Here is a 12,008-nt window from a genome sequence, read left to right as displayed (position 1 = left end):
CGGCCTTTTGTGCTCTCACGGAGCGTTACGGCCCGTTACCGTCTTGTCCTTGACGTCAAGAACCATCATATTTCGCGCTAGGCATGCTGGAGCTCCGCCAGCGGCGCCTGGTCCCGGGAGTTGCTCCGAGCGGACCTGTCACCGGACGGGGCAGAAGCAACAGAGGATTTCCAATGGCTGATCCCATTCGCAACTACCAGACGTCCGCCGCCCCCGGCGCGCGCGTCGATATCGATCAGGGCCTGCGCGCCTATATGATCAAAGTCTATAACCTCATGGGGCTTGGCCTGCTCATAACCGGCCTTGCCGCCTGGGGTGCCTTTCAGTTCGCCGTCACCGGCGACGGCCAGCTGACCGCTTTCGGCCAGCTTATCTATGCAAGCGCGTTCCGCTGGATCGTCATCCTGGCGCCGCTCGCTGCGGTGATGTTCCTGTCGTTCCGCATCCAGTCGATGAGCGTAGGGGCGGCGCAGGCCACGTTCTGGGTCTATGCCGGCCTTGTCGGCCTGTCGCTGTCGACGATCTTCCTCGTCTATACCGGCACCAGCATCACCCAGACCTTCTTCGCCACGGCCGCGGCCTTTGGCGGTCTGTCGCTCTACGGTTATACGACCAGGCGCGACCTGACGGCGTTCGGCTCGTTCCTGATCATGGGCGTGATCGGCCTGCTGATTGCGATGCTGATCAACATCTTCCTGCAGTCGTCGGCGCTTGGCTTCGCCATCTCGGCGATCGGCGTGCTGGTGTTCGCCGGCCTCACCGCCTACGACACGCAGAAGATCAAGGAGATGTATTTCGAAGGCGATGTCGCCGACGTCGCCGGCCGCAAAGCGATCATGGGCGCGCTGCGGCTCTATCTCGACTTCATCAACCTGTTCATGTTCCTGCTGCAGTTCATGGGCGACCGCCGCTAAAGGCAGCTGCCCGGTCTCACTGGACCATAGACTTTGCAAAGGGCGGCCCAACGGCCGCCCTTTCCTTTTGCGCACGCCTCTGCTGTTATCGAGGCACGAAGACGACCTGCATAAATTATGAGCATTATTACAATCAGAGCAGCGACCGCGGCCGACCTCGACCGAATCACGGAAATCTACGCCGATGCGGTCGCGCACGGCACCGCGAGCTACGAGCTGGAGCCGCCCAGCCGCGCCGAGATGGGCAATCGATTCGACGCTCTAGCGGCGGGCGGCTTTCCCTATCTGGTGGCGGAGAAGGACGGCGTCGTGCTCGGCTATGCCTATGCCGGACCGTTCCGGCCGCGCCCCGCCTACCGATTCGTTATCGAGGATTCGGTCTATGTCGCGCCCGAGGCCAAGGGTCAGGGCGTGGGCTTGCGGCTGATGCAGGCGCTGATCGAGACGGCGCGCGCGGCGGGCTTCCGCCAGATCATCGCTGTCATCGGCGACGGCCACGCGGACAGCGCTTCGGTGCGGCTGCACGAGAAGCTCGGCTTCCGCCACTCCGGGCGACTGGAAGGGTCGGGCTACAAGCATGGGCGCTGGCTGGACACGGTGTTCATGCAGCTGTCGCTGAATGGCGGCGCCGAATCGCCGCCCGATCCTGATTCGCTGCCGGAGCGGAGGTTCAGGGGCCTGAAAAGGAACTGAAGAACTGAGGAATTGAAGAACTGATGAACAAGGAAGATGGCAGTTATGTGAGGCGCTAAGCGCCTTTTTCTTCAGTTCTTCAATTCCTCAGTTCCCCTCCCCCAGCTCAGGCTTCGACGACCTTCAGCTTGGAATCGAACACGCCAAGCACGCGGCCGAGTTCCTGGCTGCGTTTAAGGATGCGGCCGCCGGCGGCGATGACGGCGAACGCGCCTTGCCGGCGCGCCAACTTCGGGTCCTTGACGATCTGGAACAGGGGCACTTCGCTGGCCCGGCGGAAGACGGAAAAGACAGCGCGATCAGTAAGATGATCGATCGCATAGTCGCGCCATTCATTGGCGGCCACCATGCGTCCGTAAAGCCTCAGGATCTGGTCTAATTCACGCCGGTCGAATCGTACCGGCTGGTCGAGGCGGGCGTTGCGCGCCTCGTGCAACGGGATCAATATTCCGGATGCTTCCCCATCCTCCGCCCCGCTGCTGTGATCGGTCATGCCTCGATCCTTCGATTGAATCATGCGCCGTCAAAGGTTCGCGCTTTCGCAACGGAATTGCAAGAGCCGGCCGAGCCGCCGCGGTTCCGCGGTTTTCTCAAACGTCCAGTCACGTTTCCAAACCGCATGTTGGAATTGGTGATGCTTCGCCACAATCTCGACACAAATAATCCGCGCTCATGCCCCAATGTCCGACGAATTTACCGGCGTTGCCTGAGACGGTTCGGTCCGGCACCGGCTCGTAAACCCCAAGCCCCCCGCCCACGGGTCAGCGTCGGATCGAACCAACCTCGGTTTTTCCTTGGAAAAATCAGGTGCGACGATCCCAAAACCTGAATAACCGGCGTCAGAAGCAAGCTGACGCCGGTTTTTTATTTTCCTCCCCCTTTGCGGGGGTGAGAGGCCGGTTCGCGAGGCGAATCCATCGTGCGGCACGATGAAAGGCCGGCGAGCGCCGGGATGCTGCGAGGCAGGAGGGGGTCGGCGGCCGCTCTGTACAATGGCGGCCGCAAGAAGTACGAACGGCCAAATTCCGTTTGGCTGGCACAGTGCCGGCCGGTGCTCGATGACGAGCCAGAACTCCAAATTCCGAAAGAAGACGATGTCCAGTTTCGAAACGATCGTTCCTGCGCTGGCAGAGGCGCTGGAAAAGCGCGGCTATGCAGCGCTGACGCCGGTGCAGAAGGCTGTGCTTGGGCCGGAACTGGGCGATGCCGACGCGCTGGTGTCGGCGCAGACCGGGTCCGGCAAGACCGTCGCCTTCGGCCTTGCCGTGGCGCCGACCCTGCTTGGCGGCGCCACGCGTTTCGCCGATGCCGGCGCGCCGCTGGGATTGGTCGTGGCGCCGACGCGCGAACTGGCGCTGCAGGTGCGGCGCGAGCTGGAATGGCTCTACGAGCTGACGGGTGCGCAGATCGCCTCCTGCGTCGGCGGCATGGACATGCGCACGGAGCGACGCGCGCTGGAACGGGGCGCCCACATCGTCGTCGGCACGCCGGGGCGGCTGCGCGACCACATCACGCGCGGTGCGCTCGACATGTCGGCGCTGAAGGCGGTGGTGCTGGACGAGGCCGACGAGATGCTCGACCTCGGCTTCCGCGAGGACCTCGAATTCATCCTCGACGCCGCCCCCGCCGGGCGCCGCACGCTGATGTTTTCCGCCACCGTGCCGCGCTCCATCGCCACGCTGGCCCAGGGATATCAGCGCAACGCCGTGCGCATCTCGGCCGGCGGCGAGGAGAAGCAGCATCTCGATATCGAATACCGGGCGTTGAATGTCGCGCAGGCCGACCGCGAAAACGCCATCATCAACGTGCTGCGCTACTATGAAGCCCGCAATGCGCTGGTGTTCTGCAACACGCGCGCCGCGGTCAATCATCTGACGGCGCGCTTCAACAACCGCAATTTTTCCGTGGTGGCGCTTTCCGGCGAACTCAGCCAGAGCGAGCGCAGCCATGCGTTGCAGGCCATGCGTGACGGCCGCGCCAAAGTCTGCATCGCCACCGATGTCGCCGCCCGGGGCATCGACCTGCCCAATCTCGAACTGGTGGTGCACGCCGACCTGCCGAGCAACCCGGAGACGCTGCTCCACCGCAGCGGGCGCACGGGCCGCGCCGGACGCAAGGGCGTCAGCGCCCTGATCGTGCCAGGCAATACCCGCAGGCGCACCGAGCGATTGCTGCAGAATGCCGGCATCAAGGCGACATGGGCGAGCCCGCCCTCGGCCGACGAGGTGCTGCGCCGCGACGACGAGCGCATCCTGGCGGATCCGGCGCTCGGCGAGCCGGTCAGCGAGGAGGAGCGTGGCTTCATCGACACGCTGCTCAAGCAGCGTGGCGCCGAACAGGTGGCGGCGGCCTTCGTGCGGCTTTGCCGGGCCAGCCGCTCGGCGCCCGAGGATCTGCTCGAAGTCGCGGCGTTCGCGCCGTCGCCCGACAGACCGGCCCGGCGCGAAGAAACGGCAAGCCGCCGCGACGATTTCGGCGACAGCGTCTGGTTCTCGCTGTCGGTCGGCCGCCGGCAGAATGCCGAGCCGCGCTGGCTGATCCCGATGCTGTGCCGCACCGGCGGCATGTCCAAGCGCGAGATCGGCGCCATCAAGATGCAGCCGGAAGAAACCTTCGTGCAGATAGCCGCCGATTGGGCCGACCGGTTCCTCGAAGCGATCGGCCCCGAGCGCAAGCTGCAGGGCAACATCGCGGTCAGGCGGATCGACGGCACGCCGGACCTGTCGCGCGCCGGCTACCAGCAGCCGAAACCCGACAAGAAGCCGCATCGCGGCAAGCGGTCTTTCGACCAGAATGCCTCCGGATTCGAGAAGCGGGCGCCAGCCGATCAGCGCCCGGCATTCGAGGCAAAGCCTTGGGCCGGCAAGCCGGGCAAGGTGAAATTCGACAAAGCCGCCGGACCTGCCAAGCACAAGAAATCGAAGAAGCGGCCGGCTTAATCGTCGGCTATGGCCCTGAGCGCCGGCCCGGTCAGCCGCAGAAAAACCTTCTGGCCGTAGCGCTCGGCGCCGAGCCGGTCGTAGAAGCGCAGCGCGCCCTCGTTCCAGTCTTCGGTCGTGAGGTCGATGCGGCCGATCCCTTTGCTGACGCAATAGGCGGCGAGGAAGCCGACCAGCGCGCGGCCAACGCCCCTGTCGCGGGCGCTGTCGCGCACGAACAGATCCTTCAGGAACATCAGCCTTTCGAGATCGATGCCTGGGTGGGCGATGGCCACCGAGGCGAGGCCAGCCGCCTCGCCACCCACGAACGCCAAGGCGAAATGCGGATAGGCCGGGCTCTCGTCGCTGAGCCATTGCCGCGCCGTGGCCGCCGCCCGACTGTAATCGAGCGGCGCCTGGCGGTAGTGCGCCGCCATAGCGCAAAGCACCGCGGCGAGCGCTTCGGCATCGTCGACCTCCGCCCAGCGAATGTCGACGGTCATAGGCTCAGCCGAGGAACTTGGCGATGATGGCGTCACCCATTTCGGTGGTGCCGATCTCGGTCATGCCCGGGGAAGAAATGTCCTTGGTGCGCAGGCCGTCGTCGAGCACGGCGGCGATTGCCGCTTCGAGCTTGTCGGCCTCGGCGACCATGCCGAAGGAATAGCGCAGGCACATGGCGAAGGACGCGATCATTGCGATCGGATTGGCGATGCCCTTGCCGGCGATGTCCGGCGCCGAGCCGTGCACCGGCTCGTAGAGCGCCTTGCGCTTCCTGGTCTTGACGTCCGGCGCGCCGAGCGAGGCCGACGGCAGCATGCCGATCGAGCCGGTCAGCATGGCGGCGATGTCGGAGAGCATGTCGCCGAACAAATTGTCGGTGACGATGACGTCGAACTGTTTCGGCCAGCGCACCAGCTGCATGCCGCCGGCATCGGCCAGCATGTGGTCGAGCTTCACGTCGGAATAGCGCGCCTTGTGCGTCTGCGAGACCACCTCGTTCCACAGCACGCCCGACTTCATGACGTTGCGCTTTTCCATCGACGTCACATGGTTGCGGCGGGTTCGCGCGAGCTCGAAGGCGACGCCCGAGATGCGCTCGATCTCGAACGTGTCGTAGACCTGGGTGTCTATGCCGCGCTTCTGGCCGTTGCCGAGATCGATGATCTGCTTGGGCTCGCCGAAATAGACGCCGCCGGTGAGCTCGCGCACGATCAGGATGTCGAGGCCTTCGACCACGTCCTGCTTCAGCGAGGAGGATGCGGCCAGCGCCGGGTAGCAGATCGCCGGGCGCAGGTTGGCGAACAGCTCCATGTCCTTGCGCAGGCGCAGCAGGCCGGCCTCGGGACGCACCTCGTAAGGCACCTTGTCCCATTTCGGCCCGCCGACGGCGCCGAACAGCACGGCATCGGCCGCCATCGCCTTCGCCATGTCGGCATCGGAGATCGCCGCGCCATGCGCGTCATAAGCGCAGCCGCCGACCAGCCCCTCTTCAGTAGCGAAACCGCTGCCGAGCTTGTCGTTCATGGCCTTGATCAGCTTCTTCACCTCGGCCATGGCCTCGGGGCCGATGCCGTCGCCGGCGAGCAGGAAGAGATTTTTCGAAGCCATGGAGAACCGTCCGGAGAGAAATTGAACCGCGGCCTTGCTAAACGCCAAGCGATTGCGACGCAAGGGGATGAGCGCTGCGAAACACCAATCGCCGTGATCCTTCGCGCCCCCCTCTCGTAAGAGTCTACCGATGCGACAGAATATTCACCAACCTGCCGAACGGATCGCGCACGAAGAAGCGCCGCACGCTCCAGGGCTCGTCGGCAGGACCGTATTCGATGGCGAAGCCAGCGGCCTTCATGGCGTCGAGCGCCGCGTCGACGTCGTCGACCTCTATCGAGATGTCAGGCACCGGCGTGCCTGAGCCCCCTTGCGCCATGAAGCTGACCTGAACGGTCATCTTGTCCTGCGAGCCGTAAGTGGCGATCCAGCCCATATCCATGAGCAGATCGAGGCCGAGGACATCCTGATAGAAGCGCTTTGCCGCTGCGATATCCTGCGTGTCTATGTTTGCAACGATGCGTCTGACCTTCACCATGGGTCGATCCTCGCATCTAGTGCGCTTCACCGTTTCATGGAAACGGCGAAACGCCCTATCTCTTTGTTTTGCGCAATTCCGGACGGAAAACCGCTCACACTTTTCCTGGAATTGCTCTAACCGATGTCGTTGTCGCAACCGCTTCGCACTTTGGGCGACAGGGGCATCAGGCCGTGCGCTTGAGCGCCGTGACTTCGATCTCGATCTTCATCTCCGGCTTGTTGAGCTGGCAGACGATCATCGTCGCCGCCGGACGGATATCGCCGAAAACCTCGCCGAGGATCGGGAAGACGACGTCAACATAGGCCTGGTCGGTGATATAATAATGCGCCCGCACCACATCGGCCATATCAAAGCCGCCGTCGGCCAAAGCCTTGGCGATGGTGGCCAGGCAATTGCGAGCCTGCGCCTCGACCGTGTCGGGCATCGTCATGGTGGAATAGTCGTAGCCGGTCGTGCCGGAGACGAAGCACCAGTCGCCCTGCACCACCGCGCGCGAATAGCCGGCGGTCTTCTCGAAGGGCGAACCGGTGGAGATGAGCTTGCGCATGGGGGCCTCGCGTTGGGTTTGTCGGCCTGCATTTAGCAAAAGAGGCGCGGCTGGTCGTGGGCCAAGCCGGGCCGACTGTTGTCACGAAAGGAAAGCACAAACCTCCGGGGTTGGCTGGGGCAGCCCTCCGCAAATCGTCATTCCAGGGCGAAGCAAGGAGCGAAGCGACGCGCGCAGACCCTGGAATCCATGCCGTGACGTCAGAGCGTTGCAACGGTGCAGAATTCTGGACCCTAGCACTCTACGGCAACCGTCACGGAATGGATCCTCGGGTGTGCGCTCCGCTGCGCGTCGCTCCGCCCGTGGATGACGAAGCCGCGCGGGTAGCAGAGCCGGTGCCCTAATTACCCGACCCCTGCGCGTCGTCATATGCCTTCTTGATGTCGGCCGGCCAGTCCTTGACCGGCGGCCAGGCCTGCGGCTCGCCATTGTCGCCGCGGCGGGCGAAATAGACCTTGTGCTTGGCCGGGTCGACGGCCATGAAGCCGTCATTGCCGCCGCAATCATGCGGCACGCAGCCGGTGGCATAGAAGGCTCCGGACGCCATCTTTTCGGTGCCGCCGCCGACCAGCAGGCTGGTCGCCATGTCGGGCATGTCGTTGCCCAGCAGCGCCTGGCCGGCCTTGTAGACGGCCTCGTTGTGGAAGGCGTCGATGATGTTGTCGTATTTCGACGGATCGACATCCTTCCAGCCGGTGCCGGGTTCCGGCGTGTAGGTGAGCTCGCCCGACGTGGTCAGCCCGGTCGTCGGCGACCATTGCAGCGCCGGCTTGGAATCGCCCGGCAGAAGATAGGGCACGTAATAGATGGCGCTCTCGGAGATGGCGACCGGCGGCGCGCCGCACTCGTCCTGCTCGACGGTAGTGGTCTGGATTTCGCCGCCTTGCGGCTTCCAGGCGATGAGGCTGGCCGGCCCGCACTGATTGCCGCCGTCGCCGACATCGAACAACGCCACGTTGACGTCGCCGACCTTGACGATCTTTTCGAAGAAGACGTCGTAGTTGCTGGCGAGTTGCTTGCCGTCATAGGCCAGCACCTTCTCGCCATACTGTTCCTGCTGGGCGATGGTGAACTGGCCGCCTTCGAAGGGGATGGGCGCCTGCTTTTCCTCGTCCGAACCGGCCTGGTCGCTGCCCGATCCCTGGTCGGCCGCGCCTTGATCAGCCGCCGGCTGGCTGGACGTGGCCGGCGCGGTGGTCTGCGCATTGGCGCCGATGGCGGCGAGAAGGATTGCCGTCGACGCGCAGGCGGCCGCCAAAAGCGAACGTGTCATGACTGTCCCTCCATTCAGCCGCCGCGAACCCAGCTGCTGGCAGCCGGGCTTACCTATCGCGGAAGACGCTCAGGCCCAGGGGCGCAGCTCGGCGTTCTTCTTCTCGAAAGACGCGATCTCGCCGGCCTTCTCCATGGTCAGCCCGATATCGTCGAGGCCGTTGAGCAGGCAATGGCGCTTGAAGTCGTCGAGGTCGAACGCGACCACGCCGCCGTCCGGCCCGCGGATTTCCTTGGCCTCGAGGTCGATCGACAGTGTCGCGTTGGAACCGCGCGACGCGTCGTCCATCAGCTTGTCCAGGTCTTCCGGGCTGACGGTGATCGGCAGGATGCCGTTCTTGAAGCAGTTGTTGTAGAAAATATCGGCGAACGAGGTCGAGATTACGCAGCGGATGCCGAAATCGAGCAGCGCCCACGGCGCGTGCTCGCGGCTCGAGCCGCAGCCGAAATTGTCGCCGGCGACCAGGATCTGCGCCTTGCGATAGGCCGGCTTGTTGAGCACGAAATCCGGGTTTTCCGAACCGTCGTCATTGTAGCGCATCTCGGCGAAAAGCCCGGTGCCAAGCCCGGTGCGCTTGATCGTCTTCAGATAATCCTTCGGGATGATCATGTCGGTGTCGACATTGACGATCGGCATGGGCGCGGCGACGCCGGTGAGCTTGGTGAATTTGTCCATGGTCCTTGCCCGTCTTCTTCTAGCTGGGGATTGCCGGCGCCCGGTTTACACAAAGCGCCGGGCAAATGAAAGGCAGCTGTTGGCAGTTGAGTTTGGGCCATCCGACACAAGATAGGGGCTGGACGCTTCCAAAATGTCGATGGGTGGGGCACCTTGGCCGGCATGACAGCGCCTCCCAAAGTCCTCTACGCAAGCGAGCCCTCGCTCGACGTCGCCGAATTCCGCCGCGTGTTGGTGGAGTCCGGGCTTGGCGAAACACGACCGGTCGATGACGAGGCCCGTCTGAGGACGATGCTGGCCAACGCCAATCTTGTCCTGACGGCCCGCCTCGATATCGAGGGCAAGCCGCTGATCGGCGTCGCGCGCGGCGTCACCGACTTCTCCTGGGTCTGCTACATCTCCGAGCTCGCCGTATCCGCTTCGGCGCAGGGGCTCGGCATCGGCAAGGGCCTGATGGACGAGGCGCGCCGGCAGCTTGGCGCGTCCGTCGGCATCAGCCTGATCTCGCTGCCCAACGCCGTCGGCTTCTACGAACGCATCGGCATGCAGCGCATGGCCGACGCCTTCTGGTTCTCCCGCAAGCACTGATCTTTCCTGACGAGCCAGACTCTCGATGTGGCCGCGGCAATTCTTTTTGAGCTTGACATGCAACCAAATGGTTGCATATTAAAAGCCATGAGCATGGATGCCGTCTTTCGCGCTTTGGCCGACCCGACCCGCCGGCAGCTGCTGGACAGCCTCTATGCCAGGAACGGGCAAACGCTGAACGCGCTGTGCGAGCGGATGGATATGACGCGCCAGGCGGTGACCAAGCACCTGGCGATCCTCGAGGAGGCGAACCTCGTCACCACCGTCCGCCGCGGCCGGGAGAAGGAGCACTACCTCAACCCCGTTCCGATCAACGAGATCGCCGAGCGCTGGATCGGCAAGTTCGAGCGCCATCGGCTCAGTGCATTGAGCGACCTGAAGCAACGTCCTGAAAGGAAAGAGCCGTGAGCGACAACAGCTTCGTCTATGTCACCTATATCCGCACCACGCCTGAAAAGCTTTGGCAAGCGCTGACCGACCCCGAGTTCAACCGTCAGTTCTTCCTCTGCTCCTATCAGGAGAGCGACTGGAAAGTCGGCTCCAGCTGGAAGCTGATCTTTCCCGATGGCCGCATCGCCGATTCCGGCGAGATCCTGGAGGTCGATCCGCCGCGGCGCCTGGTCATCAAATGGCGCAACGAATGGATGCCCGAGGTGAAGGAGGACGGCTATACGCGCTGCACCTTCACCATCGAGCAGGACGGCGACATGATGAAACTCGCCGTCACCCATGAGGCCGACGGCCCGCACAAGCTGATCGCAAACGTCGCCAAGGGTTGGCCGCTGGTGCTGTCGAGCCTGAAAAGCCTGCTCGAAACCGGCAAGGGTTTCGAGCGCCCGCCGTCAAAGAGCTGAGATATCGTTTCGGTCTCGAAACAATCGGGGAGAGACGCTATGATGCTCCGGCATTCCTGGCCGCAGGCCATGGCGAATGGCGAAACTGCCATGGCCTTTGCCGAGGTCAACGCCCCTGTAGAGCAGGTGTTCGCAGCGCTTGTCACCGATGAAGTCGAGCGCTGGTGGGGTTCGCCCGACACTTACCGGATGACCGGTTGGACGGCCGACCTTCGCGCCGGCGGCCGCTGGAATGTGCTCGTGAGAACAGCGGATGGGCGGAGCCTGCCCGCCGGCGGGATCTTCCTCGAAATAAAGGCGCCGCGCCGGATCGTGCAGACGCGAAGATACGATTGGGACCACCCGGCGCTCGGCCGGCGCGAGACGACCGTCGCCTATCTCCTGGAGCCAATTGCCGGCGGCACAAGATTTACCGTCTGCCATGGCGGTTTCGCCGGCTTTACCGAGGCCGCGGCCGAGCATGCCGACGGCTGGGCACGTGTGCTGGGCTGGTTGCAACGGTATTTCGACGCGGGCTCGATTTGGGCTTAAGGCGCGTCGCGGCAGCACATTTCCGGGCGACATGCATTAGGAAACCAGGCGATCCTGGGTCCCGCCGAGGTAGGTTTTCCAGATATGGTCCGCCAATTGGCGACGATAGTCCGGATTTGCCGCGAGCGAGCGGTAGGACGCGCCGCCGACGTGGAAAAGGGCCTCGTCATATACCCGATAGTTGGCGATTTTCCCCTCGACGCTCACGGCGACGGAATTTGACCGGGCCATCTCGAACTCCCCGGCAGAGTGCTTCGAATACAGGACCGGCCAGTTGCCGCCGCCGGTATCCATTCCAATGTCGAGCCGATTTCTGAAATCGAGCTTCGTATGCTCGACGGTAGCGAAATTATAGAAGCAGAGGCCGGCCCAGTAATACCAGCCGGGTTCGTCTTCGGCCGCCTTGTACAGGTAGCTGGACTTGGCACCCAACTGCACCCCATACCCGATCTTGCGTCCGACGCGTTGCGCGATATCGATCGGCCTGACCGGAAAGCAATCGTGATCGATGAAGCCGAACATGTCGGGTTTGAGGTGCTTGACAATGTTGTGGAAGACCCAGGTCTGAGAAATACCGTGTGATCTGGAAGGGTTCGTCTCGAAATTTCTAGGTAGCCGGAAATACGCGACTCCGCGCCGCGCGCAGATTGCTTCGATCGAAACTCGCGCATCCTGCTTCGACGAATTGTCGATCACCACCAGCCTGGTCCCGGTCGGGAATACCTGCCAGGCCTTGGTGAGCACGTCTATGATCCAAGGGGTATTGAATGCGATGGTGAAGCAATAACTGCGCTCGGGCCTACTGCTCAGAGCCCTGGCAAATGCATGGCCTTTTTGCGCAGCGGCTCCGAGAAACTGGCGGTACAGGATCTCGTGGCAGAGTCCCAAAAGCAATTGGACTCCCCTTGCGCGCCGAAAAGTTT

Annotated in this window: 15 protein-coding genes; 7 read left to right on the top strand and 8 right to left on the bottom strand. The window is 63.4% G+C overall.

Going from position 1 to position 12,008, the window contains the following annotated elements; genetic code table 11:
* Nucleotides 1–173: 173 nt before the first annotated feature.
* Both AC0L2L_RS10915 and AC0L2L_RS10910 read left to right on the top strand, forming a co-directional pair.
* Nucleotides 174–914: a Bax inhibitor-1/YccA family protein gene (locus AC0L2L_RS10915; RefSeq protein ID WP_473578223.1), complete on the top strand. Its 741-nt coding sequence runs from the start codon at nucleotides 174–176 to the stop codon at nucleotides 912–914.
* Between the two features lie 117 nt (nucleotides 915–1,031).
* The gene (locus tag AC0L2L_RS10910; protein ID WP_473578222.1) at nucleotides 1,032–1,607 is read left to right on the top strand and encodes a GNAT family N-acetyltransferase; all 576 of its coding nucleotides are present in this window, start codon (nucleotides 1,032–1,034) and stop codon (nucleotides 1,605–1,607) included.
* A 106-nt stretch (nucleotides 1,608–1,713) separates the two neighbouring features.
* Here the strand turns inward: AC0L2L_RS10910 and AC0L2L_RS10905 are convergent, their stop codons facing one another.
* On the bottom strand, nucleotides 1,714–2,100 hold the full coding sequence (locus AC0L2L_RS10905; RefSeq protein ID WP_027169173.1) for a DUF2794 domain-containing protein: 387 nt from the start codon (nucleotides 2,098–2,100) through the stop codon (nucleotides 1,714–1,716).
* Between the two features lie 601 nt (nucleotides 2,101–2,701).
* On the opposite strand from AC0L2L_RS10905, the gene AC0L2L_RS10900 reads away from it, so the two are divergent.
* On the top strand, nucleotides 2,702–4,546 hold the full coding sequence (locus AC0L2L_RS10900) for a DEAD/DEAH box helicase (RefSeq protein WP_473578221.1): 1,845 nt from the start codon (nucleotides 2,702–2,704) through the stop codon (nucleotides 4,544–4,546).
* Here AC0L2L_RS10900 and AC0L2L_RS10895 read toward each other — a convergent pair.
* The 6 genes from AC0L2L_RS10895 to leuD form a co-directional block, all read right to left on the bottom strand.
* Nucleotides 4,543–5,028, bottom strand: coding sequence for a GNAT family N-acetyltransferase (locus tag AC0L2L_RS10895; protein WP_473578219.1), 486 nt, complete (start codon nucleotides 5,026–5,028; stop codon nucleotides 4,543–4,545). The two genes, AC0L2L_RS10900 and AC0L2L_RS10895, sit on opposite strands and share 4 nt — an antisense overlap.
* Before the next feature lie 4 nt (nucleotides 5,029–5,032).
* On the bottom strand, nucleotides 5,033–6,136 hold the full coding sequence (gene leuB / locus AC0L2L_RS10890) for a 3-isopropylmalate dehydrogenase (RefSeq protein ID WP_473578217.1): 1,104 nt from the start codon (nucleotides 6,134–6,136) through the stop codon (nucleotides 5,033–5,035).
* Between the two features lie 124 nt (nucleotides 6,137–6,260).
* Nucleotides 6,261–6,611, bottom strand: coding sequence for a VOC family protein (locus tag AC0L2L_RS10885; RefSeq protein WP_473578465.1), 351 nt, complete (start codon nucleotides 6,609–6,611; stop codon nucleotides 6,261–6,263).
* 169 nt (nucleotides 6,612–6,780) lie between these two features.
* Complete coding sequence (locus AC0L2L_RS10880; RefSeq protein WP_473578215.1) at nucleotides 6,781–7,164, bottom strand: RidA family protein; 384 nt, start codon at nucleotides 7,162–7,164, stop codon at nucleotides 6,781–6,783.
* A gap of 340 nt (nucleotides 7,165–7,504) precedes the next feature.
* The gene (locus tag AC0L2L_RS10875) at nucleotides 7,505–8,437 is read right to left on the bottom strand and encodes a hypothetical protein (RefSeq protein WP_473578214.1); all 933 of its coding nucleotides are present in this window, start codon (nucleotides 8,435–8,437) and stop codon (nucleotides 7,505–7,507) included.
* 69 nt (nucleotides 8,438–8,506) lie between these two features.
* Entirely contained in the window at nucleotides 8,507–9,112 is a 606-nt protein-coding gene (leuD, locus tag AC0L2L_RS10870; RefSeq protein WP_473578213.1) for a 3-isopropylmalate dehydratase small subunit, read from the bottom strand.
* 162 nt (nucleotides 9,113–9,274) lie between these two features.
* Here leuD and AC0L2L_RS10865 point away from each other — a divergent pair, with 162 nt between their 5' ends.
* The 4 genes from AC0L2L_RS10865 (at nucleotide 9,275) to AC0L2L_RS10850 (ending at nucleotide 11,085) form a co-directional block, all read left to right on the top strand.
* Nucleotides 9,275–9,700: a GNAT family N-acetyltransferase gene (locus AC0L2L_RS10865; protein WP_473578211.1), complete on the top strand. Its 426-nt coding sequence runs from the start codon at nucleotides 9,275–9,277 to the stop codon at nucleotides 9,698–9,700.
* Between the two features lie 87 nt (nucleotides 9,701–9,787).
* Nucleotides 9,788–10,108 (top strand): ArsR/SmtB family transcription factor, encoded by a 321-nt coding sequence (locus AC0L2L_RS10860; protein WP_473578209.1) that lies wholly within the window; start codon nucleotides 9,788–9,790, stop codon nucleotides 10,106–10,108.
* Nucleotides 10,105–10,554: an SRPBCC family protein gene (locus AC0L2L_RS10855; RefSeq protein WP_473578207.1), complete on the top strand. Its 450-nt coding sequence runs from the start codon at nucleotides 10,105–10,107 to the stop codon at nucleotides 10,552–10,554. The genes AC0L2L_RS10860 and AC0L2L_RS10855 overlap by 4 nt, the downstream gene beginning before the upstream one ends.
* Before the next feature lie 39 nt (nucleotides 10,555–10,593).
* Entirely contained in the window at nucleotides 10,594–11,085 is a 492-nt protein-coding gene (locus AC0L2L_RS10850; protein ID WP_473578206.1) for an SRPBCC family protein, read from the top strand.
* Nucleotides 11,086–11,121: 36 nt separating this feature from the next.
* Here AC0L2L_RS10850 and AC0L2L_RS10845 read toward each other — a convergent pair whose 3' ends face one another.
* Nucleotides 11,122–11,979 (bottom strand): hypothetical protein, encoded by an 858-nt coding sequence (locus AC0L2L_RS10845; protein ID WP_473578205.1) that lies wholly within the window; start codon nucleotides 11,977–11,979, stop codon nucleotides 11,122–11,124.
* Between the last annotated feature and the right edge of the window lie 29 nt (nucleotides 11,980–12,008).

The sequence above is a fragment of the Mesorhizobium sp. WSM4832 genome, from assembly GCF_055811115.1.
Note: the sequence above shows the minus strand (reverse complement) of the source record. Positions and strands in the feature narration are given on the sequence as shown.

Excerpts from the sequence above, each read along its gene's own strand:
- leuB (WP_473578217.1), bottom strand. The coding sequence starts at position 6,136 with ATGGCTTCGAAAAATCTCTTCCTGCTCGCCGGCGACGGCATCGGCCCC.
- AC0L2L_RS10860 (WP_473578209.1), top strand. The coding sequence starts at position 9,788 with ATGAGCATGGATGCCGTCTTTCGCGCTTTGGCCGACCCGACCCGCCGG.
- leuD (WP_473578213.1), bottom strand. The coding sequence starts at position 9,112 with ATGGACAAATTCACCAAGCTCACCGGCGTCGCCGCGCCCATGCCGATC.
- AC0L2L_RS10850 (WP_473578206.1), top strand. The coding sequence starts at position 10,594 with ATGATGCTCCGGCATTCCTGGCCGCAGGCCATGGCGAATGGCGAAACT.
- AC0L2L_RS10880 (WP_473578215.1), bottom strand. The coding sequence starts at position 7,164 with ATGCGCAAGCTCATCTCCACCGGTTCGCCCTTCGAGAAGACCGCCGGC.
- AC0L2L_RS10915 (WP_473578223.1), top strand. The coding sequence starts at position 174 with ATGGCTGATCCCATTCGCAACTACCAGACGTCCGCCGCCCCCGGCGCG.
- AC0L2L_RS10900 (WP_473578221.1), top strand. The coding sequence starts at position 2,702 with ATGTCCAGTTTCGAAACGATCGTTCCTGCGCTGGCAGAGGCGCTGGAA.
- AC0L2L_RS10875 (WP_473578214.1), bottom strand. The coding sequence starts at position 8,437 with ATGACACGTTCGCTTTTGGCGGCCGCCTGCGCGTCGACGGCAATCCTT.
- AC0L2L_RS10865 (WP_473578211.1), top strand. The coding sequence starts at position 9,275 with ATGACAGCGCCTCCCAAAGTCCTCTACGCAAGCGAGCCCTCGCTCGAC.
- AC0L2L_RS10905 (WP_027169173.1), bottom strand. The coding sequence starts at position 2,100 with ATGACCGATCACAGCAGCGGGGCGGAGGATGGGGAAGCATCCGGAATA.
- AC0L2L_RS10895 (WP_473578219.1), bottom strand. The coding sequence starts at position 5,028 with ATGACCGTCGACATTCGCTGGGCGGAGGTCGACGATGCCGAAGCGCTC.
- AC0L2L_RS10910 (WP_473578222.1), top strand. The coding sequence starts at position 1,032 with ATGAGCATTATTACAATCAGAGCAGCGACCGCGGCCGACCTCGACCGA.